Annotated in this window: 17 protein-coding genes; 8 read left to right on the top strand and 9 right to left on the bottom strand. The window is 66.7% G+C overall.

Annotated elements, in window-relative coordinates:
• Positions 1-28 precede the first annotated feature (28 nt).
• The gene (locus HWX87_RS29890; RefSeq protein ID WP_176050610.1) at positions 29-1,207 is read right to left on the bottom strand and encodes a GNAT family N-acetyltransferase; all 1,179 of its coding nucleotides are present in this window, start codon (positions 1,205-1,207) and stop codon (positions 29-31) included.
• Positions 1,208-1,316: 109 nt separating this feature from the next.
• On the opposite strand from HWX87_RS29890, the gene HWX87_RS29885 reads away from it, so the two are divergent.
• Positions 1,317-3,023, top strand: coding sequence for an NAD+ synthase (locus tag HWX87_RS29885; protein ID WP_176050609.1), 1,707 nt, complete (start codon positions 1,317-1,319; stop codon positions 3,021-3,023).
• An 83-nt stretch (positions 3,024-3,106) separates the two neighbouring features.
• Positions 3,107-3,445, top strand: a complete 339-nt coding sequence (locus HWX87_RS29880; RefSeq protein ID WP_006398637.1) for a P-II family nitrogen regulator — start codon at positions 3,107-3,109, stop codon at positions 3,443-3,445.
• A 136-nt stretch (positions 3,446-3,581) separates the two neighbouring features.
• Here HWX87_RS29880 and HWX87_RS29875 read toward each other — a convergent pair whose 3' ends face one another.
• Together HWX87_RS29875 and HWX87_RS29870 are read right to left on the bottom strand one after the other, a co-directional pair.
• Positions 3,582-4,658: a porin gene (locus tag HWX87_RS29875; protein WP_129512706.1), complete on the bottom strand. Its 1,077-nt coding sequence runs from the start codon at positions 4,656-4,658 to the stop codon at positions 3,582-3,584.
• 565 nt (positions 4,659-5,223) lie between these two features.
• Positions 5,224-6,150: a LysR family transcriptional regulator gene (locus tag HWX87_RS29870; protein WP_176050608.1), complete on the bottom strand. Its 927-nt coding sequence runs from the start codon at positions 6,148-6,150 to the stop codon at positions 5,224-5,226.
• 133 nt (positions 6,151-6,283) lie between these two features.
• Between HWX87_RS29870 and HWX87_RS29865 the strand changes: the two genes are divergently transcribed.
• Positions 6,284-6,781 (top strand): GNAT family N-acetyltransferase, encoded by a 498-nt coding sequence (locus tag HWX87_RS29865; RefSeq protein WP_176050607.1) that lies wholly within the window; start codon positions 6,284-6,286, stop codon positions 6,779-6,781.
• A 54-nt stretch (positions 6,782-6,835) separates the two neighbouring features.
• Here HWX87_RS29865 and HWX87_RS29860 read toward each other — a convergent pair whose 3' ends face one another.
• The 4 genes from HWX87_RS29860 to HWX87_RS29845 all read right to left on the bottom strand — a co-directional run bounded on the left by HWX87_RS29860 (position 6,836) and on the right by HWX87_RS29845 (position 10,031).
• Positions 6,836-7,615 (bottom strand): ABC transporter ATP-binding protein, encoded by a 780-nt coding sequence (locus tag HWX87_RS29860; protein WP_176050606.1) that lies wholly within the window; start codon positions 7,613-7,615, stop codon positions 6,836-6,838.
• Between the two features lie 18 nt (positions 7,616-7,633).
• Complete coding sequence (locus HWX87_RS29855; protein WP_069257301.1) at positions 7,634-8,347, bottom strand: ABC transporter permease; 714 nt, start codon at positions 8,345-8,347, stop codon at positions 7,634-7,636.
• Positions 8,344-9,033 carry a histidine ABC transporter permease HisQ gene (gene hisQ / locus HWX87_RS29850; protein ID WP_011352852.1) on the bottom strand — a complete coding sequence of 230 codons (690 nt, stop codon included), beginning with the start codon at positions 9,031-9,033 and terminating at the stop codon, positions 8,344-8,346. Before hisQ ends, HWX87_RS29855 begins: the two co-directional genes overlap by 4 nt.
• A 215-nt stretch (positions 9,034-9,248) precedes the next feature.
• On the bottom strand, positions 9,249-10,031 hold the full coding sequence (locus tag HWX87_RS29845) for an ABC transporter substrate-binding protein (protein ID WP_176050605.1): 783 nt from the start codon (positions 10,029-10,031) through the stop codon (positions 9,249-9,251).
• 369 nt (positions 10,032-10,400) lie between these two features.
• Here HWX87_RS29845 and HWX87_RS29840 point away from each other — a divergent pair, with 369 nt between their 5' ends.
• Positions 10,401-11,099 carry a pirin family protein gene (locus HWX87_RS29840; RefSeq protein ID WP_176050604.1) on the top strand — a complete coding sequence of 233 codons (699 nt, stop codon included), beginning with the start codon at positions 10,401-10,403 and terminating at the stop codon, positions 11,097-11,099.
• Between the two features lie 69 nt (positions 11,100-11,168).
• On the opposite strand, the gene HWX87_RS29835 is transcribed toward HWX87_RS29840, so the two are convergent.
• Positions 11,169-11,720 carry a periplasmic heavy metal sensor gene (locus tag HWX87_RS29835; RefSeq protein ID WP_176050603.1) on the bottom strand — a complete coding sequence of 184 codons (552 nt, stop codon included), beginning with the start codon at positions 11,718-11,720 and terminating at the stop codon, positions 11,169-11,171.
• Between the two features lie 224 nt (positions 11,721-11,944).
• Between HWX87_RS29835 and HWX87_RS29830 the strand changes: the two genes are divergently transcribed.
• Both HWX87_RS29830 and HWX87_RS29825 read left to right on the top strand, forming a co-directional pair.
• Entirely contained in the window at positions 11,945-12,670 is a 726-nt protein-coding gene (locus tag HWX87_RS29830) for a response regulator (protein WP_006493394.1), read from the top strand.
• Positions 12,654-13,970: an ATP-binding protein gene (locus HWX87_RS29825; RefSeq protein WP_176050602.1), complete on the top strand. Its 1,317-nt coding sequence runs from the start codon at positions 12,654-12,656 to the stop codon at positions 13,968-13,970. Before HWX87_RS29830 ends, HWX87_RS29825 begins: the two co-directional genes overlap by 17 nt.
• A 42-nt stretch (positions 13,971-14,012) precedes the next feature.
• Here HWX87_RS29825 and HWX87_RS29820 read toward each other — a convergent pair whose 3' ends face one another.
• On the bottom strand, positions 14,013-14,279 hold the full coding sequence (locus HWX87_RS29820; protein ID WP_011545926.1) for a hypothetical protein: 267 nt from the start codon (positions 14,277-14,279) through the stop codon (positions 14,013-14,015).
• A gap of 444 nt (positions 14,280-14,723) precedes the next feature.
• Between HWX87_RS29820 and HWX87_RS29815 the strand changes: the two genes are divergently transcribed.
• Both HWX87_RS29815 and HWX87_RS29810 read left to right on the top strand, forming a co-directional pair.
• Complete coding sequence (locus HWX87_RS29815) at positions 14,724-16,481, top strand: ABC transporter permease subunit (protein ID WP_176050601.1); 1,758 nt, start codon at positions 14,724-14,726, stop codon at positions 16,479-16,481.
• Between the two features lie 22 nt (positions 16,482-16,503).
• Positions 16,504-16,763: ATP-binding cassette domain-containing protein (locus HWX87_RS29810; protein WP_154641543.1), on the top strand; the 260-nt coding region annotated here is incomplete at its 3' end.

Raw genomic sequence — 16,763 nt, 5'->3', positions numbered from 1 at the left:
GCGCCGCAGGCCGATGCGCTTGCCGACGCTACTCGCTGCCGCGCCGGAACGGATCGTGTTCGCGCAGCTCGTCGACGTACGCGTGGATATGCTCGGTCTCGCGTTCGAGAAAGCGCGCGACCGCATCGGAAAATGCCGGGTGCGCGAGCCAGTGCGCCGAGTGCGTGACGGTCGGCAGGAAACCGCGCGCGAGCTTGTGTTCGCCCTGCGCGCCGCCTTCGAACGTATCGAGCCCGGCCTCGATGCAGAATTCGAGCAACTGGTAGTAGGCCGTTTCGAAATGCAGGCAGGGCACGTGCTCGATCGCCCCCCAGTAGCGGCCGTACAGCGTGCCGCCGCCATGCTCGCCGCGCCGGTACACGGCGAGCGCGCTCGCGATCGGCTGGCCGTCGGCTTCCGCGATCACGAGCAGCAGGTTCTCGGGCATCGTCGCGCCGATCGTGCGGAAGAATTCGAGGTTCAGGTACGGGCTCGAATAGTGCTCGCGGTAGGTCTGCCGGTAGCAGCGCGAGAAGAAGCGCCAGTCGGCGTCGGTGATTCGATCGCCGGTCAGCCGCCGGAACGTCACGCCTGCGTCGTGCACCTTGCGCCGCTCCGCGCGGATGTTCTTGCGCTTCTTCTGCTCGAGCGTGCCGAGGAAATCGTCGAAGTGGCGGTAGCCGTCGTTGAGCCAGTGGAATTGCACGCCTTCGCGCAGCATCATCCCCATCGATTCGAGGAGCCGCGCTTCGTCGCCGGTCGGGAACAGCACGTGCAGCGACGACACGTCGCTCTGCTCGGCGAACGCGAGCAGCGTGGCCGCGAGCCGGCGGCGCGCGTCGTCGTTAGCCGCGAGCAGCCGCGTGCCCTGCACGGGCGTGAACGGCACCGCGCACAGCAGCTTCGGGTAGTAGGGCAGGTCGTTGCGCTGGTACGCGTCGGCCCACGCCCAGTCGAACACGTATTCGCCGTACGAATGCTGCTTCGCGTAGACGGGGGCCGCGGCCGCCAGGCGGCCGGTGCGCTCGTCGGTCAGCGTGACGAAGTGCGGCGACCAGCCGGTATCGTCGACCGCGCAGCGCGCGACGTGCAGGGCGTCGAGGAATTCGTGGCGCAGGAACGGCGTCGGCTGCGCGTCGCGGGCGAGCAGCGCGTTCCATTCGTCGGCCGGCACCTCCGCGGGGGACGACAGGATGCCCGTGCGATAATCGATGCGTTCGTGTTTCAAGCGTGAATCCGTACCGTTGGATGTTGCCGGATGCGTGCCGCCATGGCCCGCGTCCGGGTCGATTTCGTCAGCCGTTCAGGGCGCGCCGCCGGGCTGCGCCGATCCCGCCATGAAGACCCGACTCGCACTCGCCCAGATCAACGTCACCGTCGGCGATTTCGCCGGCAACGTCGCGCGGATCGTCGCGGCCGCGCGCGCCGCGCACAACGATGGTGCGCAGCTGATGGTCGCGCCCGAACTCGCGCTGTCCGGCTATCCGCCGGAAGACCTGCTGCTGCGCCCCGCGTTCTACGCGGCGGCGGCCGTTGCGCTCGACGCCCTGGCCGACGCGCTGAAGGCGTTCGACGGGCTCGCGGTGCTGGTCGGCCATCCGGTGCGCGGGGCGGGCGGCGATGCGCGCGCGCCAGCCGTCGATGGTAATGCAAACCGCCCGATTGAGCGCGGCGTGCCGCCGACCGATACCTTCAATGCCGTGTCGCTGATCGTCGGCGGCGAGATCGTCGGCACCTACCGCAAGCAGGATCTGCCGAACGCCGAGGTGTTCGACGAGAAGCGCTATTTCGCGACGGACGCCGAGCCGCTCGTGTTCGAGCTGAACGGCGTGAAATACGGCGTGATCATCTGCGAGGACGCGTGGCATGCATCGGCCGCGCAGATCGCGAAAGCGGCCGGCGCTCAGGTGCTGCTGATCCCGAACGGTTCGCCGTACCACATGAACAAGGAAGCGGTGCGCATCGACATCCTGCGCGCGCGGATCCGCGAGACCGGGCTGCCGATGGTGTACGTGAACCTCGTCGGCGGCCAGGACGAACTCGTGTTCGACGGCGGTTCGTTCGTGCTCGACGCGCAGGGCGCGCTCGTCGCGAAGATGCCGCAGTTCGACGAAGGCCATGCGATCGTCGAATTCGACGGCGCGCGGCCGCTGCCCGGCGCGATCGCGCCCGCGCTGTCGACGGATGCGCAGGTGTACCGCGCGCTCGTGACCGGCGTGCGCGACTACATCGGCAAGAACGGCTTTCCCGGCGTGCTGATCGGGTTGTCGGGCGGCGTCGATTCGGCGCTGGTGCTGGCCGTCGCGTGCGATGCGCTCGGGCCCGAGCGCGTGCGCGCGGTGATGATGCCGTCGCGCTTCACGGCCGGCATCTCGACCACCGACGCGGCGGAGATGGCGCGGCGCGTTGGCGTGCGCTACGACGAGATCGCGATCGCGCCGATGTTCGACGCGTTCCGCGCATCGCTCGCCGGCGAGTTCGCGGGCCGCGCGGAAGACGCGACCGAGGAGAACATCCAGGCGCGCATCCGCGGCACGCTGCTGATGGCGCTGTCGAACAAGTTCGGCTCGATCGTGCTGACGACCGGCAACAAGAGCGAGATGGCCGTTGGCTACTGCACGCTGTACGGCGACATGGCCGGCGGTTTCGCAGTGATCAAGGACATCGCGAAGACGCTCGTGTACCGGCTCTGCCGCTATCGCAACGAAGCGACCGACTATGGGCTGCGCGACGTGATTCCCGAGCGGATCCTGACGCGCGCGCCGTCGGCCGAGCTGCGCGAGAACCAGACCGACCAGGACAGCCTGCCGCCGTACGACGTGCTCGACGCGATCATGCGGATGTACATGGAAGAAGACCGGCCGCTCGCCGAGATCGTCGCGGCCGGCCATGCGCAGGCCGATGTCGAACGCGTGACGCGGCTCATCAAGATCAACGAATACAAGCGCCGTCAGGCGCCGATCGGCATCCGCGTCACGCATCGCGCATTCGGGCGCGACTGGCGCTATCCGATCACGTCACGTTTTACCGAACGTCTCGATTGAGCCGTGCTGGGCCGGATGCGGCTCGCAGGCTTACAATCGGGATCGCGATTTTTCATCCAAACGAGCATTGGGGGACAACCACCATGAAACGCATCACCGCCATCATCAAGCCGTTCAAGCTGGACGAAGTCCGCGAAGCGCTCGCCGAAGTGGGTCTCACGGGCCTGACCGTGACGGAAGTGAAGGGCTTCGGCCGCCAGAAGGGCCATACCGAGTTGTATCGCGGCGCCGAATACGTCGTCGATTTCCTGCCGAAGATGAAGATCGAAGTGGTCGTCGCGGAAGCGCAGGTCGACCAGGTGATCGACGCGGTGATCGGCGCGGCGCGTACCGGCAAGATCGGCGACGGCAAGATCTTCGTGTCGGACGTCGAGCGCGTGATCCGCATCCGTACCGGCGAAGAGAACGAAGCGGCCGTCTGAGCGCCGCATTCGTCAGCGGGCCGTTTCAGGCCCCGCCAATAAAAAACGGTGCGATACCCGGTTGGGTACCGCACCGATACGCGCCTCTCGCAGCAGCGTGGAAAGTGTTGTCGAATCGTTCTTTGACGGCGCCCGATCAGAACAGGTGCTGGATGCCGGCGTAGACGCCGGTCTGGCTGCCGCCCGGATTCGGGTTGCCCGTCGACACGGCCGTACCTGCGCCGTTGGCGTTCAGGCCGAAGTTCGCGTTCTTGCTGTTGCGCACCGTCGCGACCTGCAGATCGAACAGCGTGCGCTTCGAGATGTTGTACGAACCGCCGACCGTGTAGATGTTCGCGTTGCCGCCGCCATGGTTCGCGTTCACGTGATAAGCGGCCGCGATCAGCGCCGCTGCCGGCGTGGCTTGCCACGTCACGCCGCCCCAGACCTGCTGGGTACCCGTCACGCCGGCGTTCACTGCCGGGCCGCCGCTGCCGTCCGCGCGCGATGCCTGGTAGGCCGCCTGCACCTTGAACTGGCCGAGGAACACGTTCACGCCCGCGAAGTATTCACGCGAGTAGTTGAACACGTCCGAGAAGCGGCCGTTGCTGTCGCGCGTTTCGTCGTAGATGCCGCGCAACTGGAACAGCGAGTTCGTATAGGTGACCTGACCACCCATTGCACGGCCCGGTTGGCCGGCCGTCGTGTTGCCGTTGAAGCTGGTCGAGTTCGAGAACGAGAACTGGCCGTAGAAGTCGAGGCCGTAGAACTGCGGCGACTGGTACGACACGTTGTTGCTGGTCTTGTTCCAGTTGCGGCCGCGGACGAGCGATGCGGTCGACCAGGCCGACTGGCCGAACGGATCGAAGTCCCACACGCCGTTGGCGATCGCGAGTTCACGACCCAACAGCAGCGTACCGTAGCGATCGTTCGAGATGCCGACCGTCGCAAAACGATCCCAGATCGAGCCGCTGAAGCCGCCGGTCATCGTGTTGAACGCGCCTTCGAGGTGGAACAGGACCTTGTTGCCACCGCCGATGTCTTCGCTACCCTTCAAGCCCCACAGGCTCGTGCCCCAGTCGCCGCTTTCCGCGCGCACTTGGTGGCCGTTTTGCAGGCCGTTCATGTACTCGATGCCTGCATCCAGGCGGCCATACAGCGTGACGCTGCTCTGCGCGTGCGCCGTCACCACCCCAGCAGCCATCAGCGCGGCCGCGACCAAAGCTTTCTTCATCGTCTCCTCCATACCCTGTCAAAAAGTCAACCCAGAACTGCACGAGATGCCCGGAGCGACGAGCGCCGGGCAAAAGCGGGATAACCAGGGAGACCTCGTGCAGGGCCGGTAAGCGCAGCACGCGGGCAAGCGGACGGAAATGCCGTTGAGCGGTCCCGCGCACAGCCGGGTCGGCTTGCGGGGTCTCCTTGTAGTGTCGTGAAGCTAAACTACATTTCACGAACTTCGTTTTGCTACTTTGGTTACTAATTTAGCAAAAATACAATTTTGTGGCGATGGAAATCGTTGTTTGACTAACAGCTGTCGCCAAATTGCCATGCAACACAGTGCGCAACTGGTGCACCGAGGGTTAGCAATTAACGGAAAACCCTTGTCACGCAAGGGAGACACGAATTCCCGGAACATGGGTCAAGGATTGCCACTATTGACGTTGCCTGAGCGCGGGCGTAGGCGTGAAAGTCGCGAAATTGGTAAGTATTTCGTAATGATTCGGGCGGTTTCGCCAACGTCTGGCCGGCGCCTGAAACGCCCGTCGCACAAGGCGCGCGGCCAGGTCGCGCGGAACCTAGCCTGGGCCCGGCCGTGCGTCGAGCAACTGCGCGCGAATCCAGCGGTGCGCATCGGTGCGTGCATGCTTCGCGTGCGAATAGACCTTCACGGTGTAGCGCGGAATCTCGAACGGCGCGGGAAAGATGCGGATCGGCGCCGCGTGCCGCAGCGCTTGCGCGGCGCGGTTCGGCACGGTCATCAGCAGTTCGGAGTCCGCGATCACGAACGGCGCGGCCAGCACGGTCGGCAACTGCACGGCCACGTGCCGCGCGAGGCCGAGCCGGTCGAGCACGTAGTCGACGACGCCGCGCGACTCGTTCCACGGCGTGACGACCACGTGGCGGGCGGCCAGGTACTGATCGAGCGTCAGCCGCCGGCGGATCGCCGGATGCGCGGCGCTTGCGATCACGACGTAGTCGTCGGAGAACCAGTCGAAATCCTCGATGCCCGGCGCGTCGGCCGCCGATTCCTCGTGATAGCCGAGCGCGAAGTCGATGCGGCCGGCCGCGAGCTCGTCGACGGAAATCTTCCGGTCGGAATGCACGACGCGGATCCGCAAATGCGGCGCGACGTGCTGGATCCGCGCGAGGAACGCCGGCAGCACCGCGAACGCCGTGTAGTCGGTCGCGGCGAACACGAACGTGCGGTCGCTGTGCGCGGGATCGAAGCGGCGTGCGCGGGCGAGCCCCTTCGACATCGCGTCGAGCGCGTCGCCGGCCCACGTGGCGATGTCGTCGGCGCGCACGGTCGGCTGCATCTCGTTGCCGAGGCGCACGAACAGCGCGTCGCCGATCGCGTCGCGCAGCCGCGCGAGCGCGTGGCTCAACGCGGACGGGCTCAAGGCGAGTTCGTGCGCGGCCGCCGCGACCGACCGGTGGCGGTACAGCGCGTCGAATACGAGCAACAGGTTCAGGTCGAGACGGCGCAGGTCGGGATGCATCATGTTCAGGTCCGGATGAAGAAACTGCACTTCCTGCAGGAACGGCGTGAACGTAGCATGACGGTTTGATCGGCGCCAGCGCGGCTGCGCGGCGCCGCTTTCCGTTTCAAGTCCGGGCCGGAGGAGGGCTCAACCCGTGCAAATCGATATCCGTTCCGCCACTGTCGCCGACGTGCCGCTGATCCTGCGTTTCATTACCGAGCTGGCCGTCTACGAGAAGGCGGAGCACGAAGTGATCGCGACGCCCGCGTCGCTCGAGCGCAGCCTGTTCGGCGAAGGGTCGCCGGCGCGCGCGCTGGTCTGCGAGGTCGACGGCGAGCCGGCCGGCTTCGCCATCTATTTCTTCTCGTATTCGACCTGGCTCGCGCGGCAGGGGCTGTATCTCGAGGATCTGTACGTATCGCCGCGTTTTCGCGGTGCGGGCGCCGGGCTGCGGCTGCTGAAGACGCTGGCGCGGATCGCGGTCGAGTCGGGTTGCGGGCGGTTCGAATGGAGCGTGCTCGACTGGAACGAGCCGGCGATCCGCTTCTACGAGAGCGTCGGCGCGGCGCCGCAGAGCGAATGGGTGCGTTACCGGCTGGCGGGCGACGAACTGCGCGCGTTCGCCGACAGCGCGCCGGTGAGCGCCGCGTAAACGCAAAACGGGCGCCGTGGGGCGCCCGTTCGAACGTCGTGCGTTTCGTGCGTGTTACTTGAGGCTGCCCGACAGGAACCCGCGCAGGCGGTCGCTCTTCGGGTTGGCAAACACCTCGGACGGCACGCCTTCTTCCTCGACGCGGCCCTGGTGCAGGAACATCACGTGGTTCGACACGTTGCGCGCGAAGCCCATCTCGTGCGTGACGACGATCATCGTGCGGCCTTCCTCGGCCAGTTTCTGCATCACCTTCAGCACTTCGCCGACGAGTTCCGGGTCGAGCGCCGACGTCGGTTCGTCGAACAGCATCACGTCAGGATGCATCGCGAGCGCGCGCGCGATCGCCACGCGCTGCTGCTGGCCGCCCGACAGGTGCGACGGATACTGCTTCTCGACGCGCGGCGCGAGGCCGACCTTCTCGAGATACGCGCGCGCGCGGTCCTCGGCTTCCTTCTTCGGGATGCCGAGCACGTTCACGGGCGCTTCCATCACGTTCTCGAGCACGTTCATGTGCGACCAGAGATTGAAGTGCTGGAACACCATCGACAGCTTGGTGCGCACGCGCTGGAGCTGTTTCGTATCGGCCGCGCGCAGCGCGCCGGTCTTGTCGAGCGCGGTGCGGACTTCCTCGCCGTCGACGAAGATGCGGCCCGCATTCGGCTGCTCGAGGAAATTGATACAGCGCAGCATCGTGCTCTTGCCGGAGCCGGACGAGCCGATCACGCTGATCACGTCGCCCGAGTTCGCCTTCAGCGACACGCCCTTGAGCACCTCGTTGTCGCCGTACCGCTTGTGCAGATCGTCGACGAAAAGCTTCTGAGTCTGGGAATTCATCAATAGTCCTGCGAAAACTTACTTGCCTTGCGGGCGCAGATACGCGAGCCAGCGACGCTCGGCCTGGCGGAACAGCCACACGAGCGTGAACGAGATCACGAGGTAGAGCAGGGCGGCGATGCCGAACGCATGGAACGACATGTAGGTCGCCGAGTTGACGTCGCGCGCGATCTTCAGGATGTCAGGCACGGTCGCGGTGAAGGCGACGGTGGTCGCGTGCAGCATCAGGATCACTTCGTTGCTGTACAGCGGCAGCGCGCGGCGCAGCGCCGACGGCAGGATCACGCGGCGGTACATCGTGAAGGTGGACATCCCGTACGCGCGCGCGGCTTCGATCTCGCCGTACGACGTCGCCTTGATCGCGCCGGCGAAGATCTCGGTGGTGTACGCGCAGGTGTTCAGCGTGAACGCGAGCAGCGTGCAGTGCATCCCGTCACGGAAGAACGCGTCGAGCATCGGCGTGCCGCGCACGGCCTGCAGGCTGTAGAGGCCCGTGTAGCAGAGCAGCAGCTGCACGTAGAGCGGCGTGCCGCGAAATACGTACGTGTACAGCCACACGGCGCCCGACAGCCACTTCTTCTTCGACACGCGCGCGACCGCGAGCGGCACCGACAGGCAGAAGCCGAGGCCGATCGACACGACCAGCAGCCACAGCGTGATCGCGACACCGGTGATGCGATAGCCGTCGGTGTAGAGATAGTTGCGCCAGTATTCTTGGATGAGTTCGATCATAGGTCAGCCTTGCGGACACCGGTCGAGTAGCGCTTTTCGAGCCACATCAGCACGAAGTTCGAGATCGTCGTGATGGCGAGGTAGACCGCACCCGCGATCAGCGTGAAGAAGAAGAACCGCAGCGTGCCCTTGCCGGCGTCCTGCGATGCCTTCACGACGTCGGCCAGGCCGATGATCGACACGAGCGCGGTCGATTTCACGAGCACCTGCCAGTTGTTGCCGATGCCCGGCAGCGCGAAGCGCATCATCTGCGGGAACATGATCCGCGTGAATACCTGCCAGTTCGTCATCCCGTATGCGCTGCCGGCCTCGAGCTGGCCGCGCGGCACCGACAGGAACGCACCGCGGAATGTCTCGGTGAAGTACGCGCCGTAGATGAAGCCGAGCACGAGCACGCCGGCGAGGAACGGGTCGATGTCGATCTGGTCCCAGCCGAGTGCGTCGGTCGCCATGTTCAGCCAGATCTGCAGGCTGTAGAACAGCAGGAGCATCAGCACGAGGTCGGGTACGCCGCGGATCAGCGTCGTGTAGACGGTGCCGACGCCGCTCGTGAAGCGGTTGCGCGACAGCTTCGCGCCTGCGCCGAGCAGCCCCAGCAGGAACGACAGCGCGAGCGAAAGCACCGCCAGTTTGACGGTTTGCCAGGTGCCAGCGAGGATCAGCGGGCCGTAACCTTGTAGAAACATATGTGGTCCTTGACGGCGCACGCAGTGCGCCGCGAAAGACGCGCCCGCCAAGCTGCGCGGAACGCCCCGTGCGTATCATGACCGTCCGCCCCGGCAACGGTGCCGGGCGAGCCCGTCGCGAGCGGCGGGCAAGGGGGCGGGCGGCGCGTGGTTGACTGCCTGTACTGCGCGGATACGGGGCCGCCCCCGCATCCGTTGCTTCTTCTTGTCGGCGCTCAGCGGGCCGAAGCCGAATAGACGCTGAACGAGAAGTACTTGTGCGACAGCCGGTCGTACGTGCCGTCCTTGTGCATGTCGGCCAGCGCCTTGTTGATCTTGAGCTTCAGGTCCGTATCGTCCTTGCGCAGGCCGATCGCGGTGCCGTCGCCGATCGTTTTCGGATCCTTCACTTCCGGCCCGGCGAACGCGAAGCCCTTGCCGCGCGGCGTGCGCAGGAAGCCGTAGTCGGCCTGCAGCTCGTCCTGCAGCGTCGCGTCGAGGCGGCCCGAGCCGAGATCGGCATAGACCTGGTCCTGGTTCTGGTAAGGAATGATCGTCACGCCCTGCGGTTCCCAGTACGCCTTCGCGTAGGTTTCCTGCGTCGAGCCCTGCTCGACGCCGACGCGCTTGCCCTTCAGCGACGCGACCGTCGGCAGCAGCGGCGAGCCGGTCTTCGCGATCATGCGCGCCGGTGCGTCGTACACCTTGTCGGAGAAGTCGATCTGCTCGCGGCGCTTGTCGGTGACGGTCAGCGACGACACGATGACGTCGTACTTCTTGGCCTTCAGCGCCGGGATGATTCCGTCGAGATCCTGCGCCACCCACACGCATTTCACGTTGATCCGCTTGCAGATTTCCTTGGTGAGATCGACATCGAAACCGACGATCTCACCGCTCGGTGCGGTCGACTCGAACGGCGGGTAGCTGGCATCGACACCGATCCGCACGGTCTTCCACTCCTTCGCGAAGGCGCTGCCCGCCACGAGGGCGAGGGCGGCGCACAGGGCGGCCTTCTTCATTTCCATCCTTCTGTTGCTGACTTTCCGGGGGCGCTCGCGGCCGGTCGTACCGGGCGCCGCGGCGTATTCTAGACGGCCAAAATTCGCCGAACGGCGCTTGGGCGTTGGCGGCCGCCGGAACGGCGAACGCCAAAAGGGCGGTATTTTACCCGAACGCGATACCCGGAAAACGGCAATCCGGCGCGATCGATCGATTCTTCGATTCGGTTGTTGCGGCAACAGTGGCATTCGCAACGAATATTCTGGTGATTGGTCTCGCGGGTGCAACGATGCGGTGCGGCGGCGGCGGATTGTGGCGCGTTCGGTGTCCCCCTACAGTCGAGGTAAACCCGAACGAAGAAAGAATCCTGCCCCCGGAGTGTCCGCGCCATGTTCCAGATCCGCCGCGCCGAAGACCGCTGTCACACGCACCAAGGCTGGCTCGAATCGAGTCACAGCTTTTCGTCCGCTGGCCGTGCCGCGAACGCGTATCCGCCGGTCGGCGCGCTGCACGTGCTGAGCGAGGACCGGATCGCGCCGACGCGCGGGTTCGGGATGCAGCAGCGGCGCGACGTGGAGATCGTGACCTACGTACTGGACGGCACGCTCGCGCACCGCGACAGCCTTGGCTGCGGCGCGATCGTCCGCGCCGGCGGCGTCCAGCGGATGAGCGCCGGCACGGGGCTCGTGCACAGCGAAACCAACCCGTCGCGCGACCGTCCGCTGCATCTGCTGCAGATCTGGCTGCAGCCGGCCGAGCGGGGCGAGCGGCCCGGCTACGAGGAACGGCATTTCGCCGACGACGAGAAACGCGGGCGGCTGCGGCTCGTCGCGGCGCCGGATGGCGGCGACGGCGCGCTGTCGATGCGTGCGGACGCCCGCATCTTCGCGGGGCTGATCGACGGCGACGAGGCGGCGACGTTCGATCTGCGTGCCGGGCGCAGCACCTACGTGCATGTGGTGCGCGGCGACGTCGAGGTCAACGGCCGCGCGCTGGCCGCCGGCGACGGCGCGCGGATCGGCGGCGTGGACGCAGTGGCGTTCGCGCGCGGCCGGGCGGCCGAGGTGCTGCTGTTCGACGTCGCCTGAAACGAAAAAGGGGACGCGGGCCGGTGCCCGCGTCCCCTCCGGCGCCGCTCCGCGGAGCGGCCAGCCGGCTTACTGCGCCGGCGCCGATGCGCCCTTGGCGGCGCGATGCTGCTCCCAGCGCTCCTTCATCTTCTCGTGGCGCTGCTCCATCTTCGCGAACTGCTGCTTGAGCGCCGTGCTGACCATCGTCTTCTGCTGGTCGTTCAGCCCGTTGTAGAACGTGAGCCATGCGGCGGTAGTCTGCTCGCGCAGTTGCGCGTTCTGCGCCTCGGCCTGCTGGCGGGCCGATTGCATCGCGCTCAGGTCGAGGATCGGCTGGTTCTGCTGCGCCTTGAACTGCTCGCGCATCTGCTCGTGGCTCTTGCGCATCGCGTCATGGTTCTGCTTCATCGTGTTGACGGCAGCCTGCCACTGCTGTTCCTGCGACGCATTGAGCTTCAGCTGGTCGTGCAGTTTCATGACGGCGCCGAACGGGCCGCCTTCATGCCCGCCGTGCATCTGGTGCATGCCGGGGCCGCCCGGAGGCGGCATGTCGTTGGGCTGCGCGGCATGCGCAGTGCCGAATGCGAGAGCGAGCACGGTGGCGGCCGCGATGGCCACGCGGGAAGTCTTCTTATACATTTCAGAAACTCCTTGTATCCAAAGGGTCCGGCGATGCGGTGCCGGGAAAGTCGGGTACCGCATCCGGTAAGACGCAGGTTAGCGATGCAGGCCCCGGCCGGTGTTACGTGGGGCGGCGGCCCGGTTACCGCGCATTACAGTTCCCTTGCGCGGTAACCCGCAGTAACCCTTTCGTCCCTTTGTTTCGTTCTTCGACTCCGCCCTCGCGCGGTAAACTTCGAGCCATGACTACCCAGATCCTCATCGTCGACGACGACCAAGAACTCCGAGACCTGCTGCGCGACTATCTCGTGCGCCAGGGGATGGAAGTGTCCGTGCTGCACGACGCGGCGACGCTCGAGAAGCGCCTCGAGCGCGAGCGGCCCGACCTGATCGTGCTGGACCTGATGATGCCGGGCGTGGATGGCCTGACCGCGCTGCGCCAGTTGCGCGCGGCCGGCGACGACATCCCCGTGATCATGTTGACCGCGCGGGCGGACGACGTCGACCGCATCGTCGGGCTCGAACTCGGCGCGGACGACTACCTCGGCAAGCCGTTCAACCCGCGCGAGTTGCTCGCGCGCGTGCAGGCCGTGCTGCGCCGCCGCCGTGCGACGCCGTCGGCGGCCGCGCCCGAACAGCGCGAGCCGTTCGCGTTCGGCCGCTTCCTGCTCGACTTCCAGGCGCGCACGCTGTCGGTCGACGGCAAGCCGGCCACGCTGTCGAGCAGCGAATTCGCGCTGCTGAAGATCTTCGTGAACCATGCGCTGCGCACGCTCACGCGCGAGCGGCTGCTCGAGCTGCTGCACGGGCCCGAGTACGACGGTACCGACCGCGGCATCGACGTCCAGGTGTGGCGCCTGCGCCGCATCCTCGAAACGGATCCGTCGACGCCGCGCTTCATCCAGACGGTGCGCGGGCGCGGCTACGTGTTCGTGCCCGACGGCGAGGCTCATGCGCAAACCCATTGATTCACTGTTCGGGCGGCTGGCGCTGCTCGTCGTCGGTGTCCTGCTCCTGTCGCACTTCGCGTGGTTCTTCGCGATGCGGCTCGAGCGCAACCAGATGCAGACGCGTTATGCGGTCGAGGAGGCCTCGTTCCTCGTCGATGCGGTGCGCCAGCACGTCGAGCGCACGCCGGACCAGCCGCTGCCGTCGCGCGTGCGGCTCGTGGCGCCGGGCAGCGCCGACATCCCGACGGGCGGCGATGCGGGGCTGCCGCCGCCGCTCAAGCGTTTTCGCGACGACGTGAGCGACCGCATGCCGCCCGGCACGCAGGTCGAGATCGGCGCACCCGGCCATCCGCCCGTGCTGTGGGTGAAGGAGCCGGCCGACCGCAACTGGATCGTGGTGCCCGTGCAGCCGCTGCGGCCGCCGCGCTCGCTCGACCGGATGCTGCTGTGGCTCGGCACGATCTTCTCGGCCGGCGTGATCGCCGCGCTGTTCGCGGCCTGGCAGCTGCAGCAGCCGCTGCGCTCGCTCGCGCGCGCGGTCGCGCGTTTCGGCCGCGGGCAGCCGGTGCCGCCGCTGCGCGAGCGCGGCCCGCGCGAGCTGCGCCAGCTCACGCACGGCTTCAACCAGATGGTGGAGCAGGTGTCGCAGGCCGAGAGCGATCGCGCGGTGATGCTGGCGGGCGTTGCGCACGACCTGCGCACGCCGCTCGCGCGGATGCGCCTGCGGGCGGAAATGATGGACGACGCGCGGTTGCGCGACGGTGTCGTGCGCGATGTCGACTCGATGTCGCACATCGTCGACCAGTTCCTGGTGTTCGCGCACGGCGGGTCCGACCGCAGCGAACCGGTGTCGGTCGACCAGGCTTGCGAGCGGATCGCACGCAGCTATCGCGCGGTCGCGCCGAACGCGCCGACGGTCCAGACGCGGCTCGACGCCGATCCGGGCTTCCGGCTGCCGACGGCCACGCTCGACCGGATCCTGTCGAACCTGCTGGACAACGCGCATGCGTATGGCGCGCCGCCGGTGATCGTCGAGACGGCGCGCACGCCGACCGGCTATGTGTTGTCGGTCAGCGACAGCGGCGGCGGGATTGCGCCGCGCGACCTGGCGGCCGCGACGCGGCCGTTCGTGCGGCTCGACCCCGCGCGCGGCGGGAACGGCCACAGCGGGCTCGGGCTTGCGATCGTCGAGCGGCTGGTGCTCAGGCTGGGCGGGGCGTGCGACATCGGCAACCGCCCCGAAGGCGGCCTGCGCGTCGCGATGACATTCCCGTTTGAAGTTGTGCCGAAGGACGAACCCCACGCACAGGCCGCGTAAGCGGCTGCGGCGCCTGCCCGGCCGGGCGGGCGCCGCGCGGCATCATTCGCCGAACAGCGTGCCGAGCGTCTCGGCCGCGTTGCTGTCGATGGTGTTGTAGGTCACGGTGGTGGCCTCGAAGATGTAGACGGTCGTATACCGGCCGAGGCGCTCCAGGATTTCCTCCTGCAGCGATTCCGGCACGACGTTCATGTTCAGGTACCATGCCGTCGACGACAGCCGCGTCTGGAACGACCCATACTCCTGCATCAGTTCGTAGAACGCGTCGGCATCCTGATCGCGGCAGACGATCACCAAGTTTCCTGCCATTCCCTTTCCTCCCGCTCGTCGATCGATCCCCAAGGGGGCTAGCCCCGATCATACCCGCTTCGCCACATCCGGCTCGTGACGCCGGACACGGATTGCGCCCGTGTGCGGCTGGCGGGTTCCCGGCCGGGCCGGATCACGGCATAATTCGGGCCTGCTGCCGGCCGAAGGACTCAGGCCGGGTTGCTCCGTACCGTGCACCGGCCGTCCGCCCGCGCGTCGGGCACGATCCGTGCGCCGCCCCCGGACGGTTGTACCTGAAATACAGGTTGGTGTAGTGTCGTGCCGTCGCGGGCCGACTCGCCCGGGAGCGCGGGTGCAGCTTGCACGCACGGCGCATCGCGCGTGCGCGAGATCGTCAGTCAATCGAATTACCGCGCCCGTGCGCTTTGCCATGAATCAACATCGACTGCCGGCTTCGTTCGGCCTTACCGGGGAGGGCGCCTGATGGACGTCGGATTCTTCAATCCGAACCGGACCGCCAACGCGTCCGCGTGGCGCGTTCTGCCGAACCGGTGGGACTTCATCGCGTTTCCGCTGATCATCTGCCTGATCGCGATGGCGGTCGTCGGTTTCCACGAAACGATGGCGCCGATCGGGACGCTGCAGACGCAGAAGATTTCGCTCGATCCGTCGAGCCTGCCCGAATACGCGTTGCGGACCACGCTGCGGATGCTCGCGGCAATGGTCGCGTCGCTCGCGTTTACGCTCGTCTACGGCACGCTCGCGGCCAAGAGCCGCCGCGCGGGCATGGTGCTGATCCCGATCCTCGACATCCTGCAGTCGGTACCGGTGCTCGGCTTCATCTCGTTTACCGTCACGTTCTTCCTCGCGTTGTTCCCGAGCCGCGTGCTCGGCGCGGAGCTCGCGGCGATCTTCGCGATTTTCACCGCGCAGGCCTGGAACATGACGTTCAGCTTCTACCAGTCGCTGCGCACGGTGCCGCGCGACCTGGACGAAGTGTCGCGGGGCTTCCACCTGACGTCCTGGCAGCGCTTCTGGAAGCTCGAAGTGCCGTTCTCGATGCCGGGCCTGATCTGGAACATGATGATGTCGATGTCGGGCGGCTGGTTCTTCGTCGTCGCGTCGGAGGCGATCACCGTCGGCAACCAGACGATCACGCTGCCGGGCATCGGCGCGTATCTCGCGCAGGCGATCTCGGACAAGAACCTCGGCGCGATCGGCTGGGTGATCGTCACGATGACGGTCGTGATCCTCGCGTATGACCAGTTGCTGTTCCGCCCGCTCATCGCGTGGGCCGACAAGTTCCGGATGGAGAACACCGCATCGGGCGATGCGCCGCAATCCTGGCTGCTCGACCTCGTGCGCCGCACGCGCCTGATTCATCAGCTGCTCGTGCCGGCCGGCTGGTTGTTCGCGAAGGCCGCGCGGATTCCGCTGCGCCTGCCGCTGTCGGGCGCGATGCGTTTTTCGCTGCCGCGTGTCGAGAAGAAGGCGTCGCGCACCGTCGACATCACGTGGGCGATCCTCGTGCTGATCGGCACGGCCTATATCGTGTGGCGCGTCATCAGCTTCGTGTCGACCGGCGTGACGATGGCCGAGGTCGGCCACGTGATCGTGCTCGGGCTCATCACGCTGCTGCGCGTGGTCGTGCTGATCGCGATCGCATCCGTGATCTGGGTGCCGATCGGCGTGTGGGTCGGGCTGCGCCCGAGGCTGGCCGAGAAGCTGCAGCCGCTCGCACAGTTCCTCGCCGCGTTCCCGGCCAACCTGCTGTTCCCGGTGTTCGTGATCGTGATCGCGCGCTTTCACCTGAACCCGGACATCTGGCTGTCGCCGCTGATCGTGCTCGGCACGCAGTGGTATATCCTGTTCAACGTGATTGCCGGTGCAACGTCCTACCCGAACGACTATCGCGAAGCGGCGACGAATTTCCGCATCCGCGGCTGGCAGTGGTGGCGGCAGGCGATCCTGCCCGGCATTTTCCCGTACTACGTGACCGGTGCGATCACCGCGTCTGGCGGCGCGTGGAACGCGAGCATCGTGTCGGAAGCCGTCCAGTGGGGCAACACCAAGATCGAGGCGCACGGCCTCGGCGCGTACATCGCACAGACCACGGCTGCCGGCGATTTCCCGAAGATCATCCTGGGCATCGCCGTGATGTCCCTGTTCGTCACCCTGTTCAACCGCCTGCTGTGGCGCCCGCTGTATGCCTTCGCCGAAGCGAAGCTGCGGCTCGACTGAGACCGATTGAGAGCGAAACGCGATGCACAATCCGAATGCTGTAAACGCCCCCGTCCAGACGTCCCAGCCGCCGCGCCTCGGTGAGGAAATCCTGCGGGTCGATCACGTCTGCCGCGGCTTCAACAAGACGCAGGGCGAGCTGCTCGTGCTCGACGACGCGAACCTGTCGCTGCGCGAAGGCGAGATCGTCGGGCTGCTCGGCCGTTCCGGCTCGGGCAAGTCGACGCTGCTGCGCATCATCGCCGGCCTGATCGAGCCGACCGGCGGCGAAGTGACCTACCT

Origin of the sequence: Burkholderia sp. BCC1644, from assembly GCF_902833225.1 — a bacterium.
Classification (GTDB): domain Bacteria; phylum Pseudomonadota; class Gammaproteobacteria; order Burkholderiales; family Burkholderiaceae; genus Burkholderia.
Note: the sequence above shows the minus strand (reverse complement) of the source record. Positions and strands in the feature narration are given on the sequence as shown.

Coding starts and splice junctions, on each gene's coding strand:
- HWX87_RS29875 (WP_129512706.1), bottom strand. CDS start 4,658: ATGAAGAAAGCTTTGGTCGCGGCCGCGCTGATGGCTGCTGGGGTGGTG.
- HWX87_RS29815 (WP_176050601.1), top strand. CDS start 14,724: ATGGACGTCGGATTCTTCAATCCGAACCGGACCGCCAACGCGTCCGCG.
- HWX87_RS29885 (WP_176050609.1), top strand. CDS start 1,317: ATGAAGACCCGACTCGCACTCGCCCAGATCAACGTCACCGTCGGCGAT.
- HWX87_RS29845 (WP_176050605.1), bottom strand. CDS start 10,031: ATGAAGAAGGCCGCCCTGTGCGCCGCCCTCGCCCTCGTGGCGGGCAGC.
- HWX87_RS29860 (WP_176050606.1), bottom strand. CDS start 7,615: ATGAATTCCCAGACTCAGAAGCTTTTCGTCGACGATCTGCACAAGCGG.
- HWX87_RS29835 (WP_176050603.1), bottom strand. CDS start 11,720: ATGTATAAGAAGACTTCCCGCGTGGCCATCGCGGCCGCCACCGTGCTC.
- HWX87_RS29870 (WP_176050608.1), bottom strand. CDS start 6,150: ATGATGCATCCCGACCTGCGCCGTCTCGACCTGAACCTGTTGCTCGTA.
- HWX87_RS29825 (WP_176050602.1), top strand. CDS start 12,654: ATGCGCAAACCCATTGATTCACTGTTCGGGCGGCTGGCGCTGCTCGTC.
- HWX87_RS29830 (WP_006493394.1), top strand. CDS start 11,945: ATGACTACCCAGATCCTCATCGTCGACGACGACCAAGAACTCCGAGAC.
- hisQ (WP_011352852.1), bottom strand. CDS start 9,033: ATGTTTCTACAAGGTTACGGCCCGCTGATCCTCGCTGGCACCTGGCAA.
- HWX87_RS29855 (WP_069257301.1), bottom strand. CDS start 8,347: ATGATCGAACTCATCCAAGAATACTGGCGCAACTATCTCTACACCGAC.
- HWX87_RS29820 (WP_011545926.1), bottom strand. CDS start 14,279: ATGGCAGGAAACTTGGTGATCGTCTGCCGCGATCAGGATGCCGACGCG.
- HWX87_RS29840 (WP_176050604.1), top strand. CDS start 10,401: ATGTTCCAGATCCGCCGCGCCGAAGACCGCTGTCACACGCACCAAGGC.
- HWX87_RS29880 (WP_006398637.1), top strand. CDS start 3,107: ATGAAACGCATCACCGCCATCATCAAGCCGTTCAAGCTGGACGAAGTC.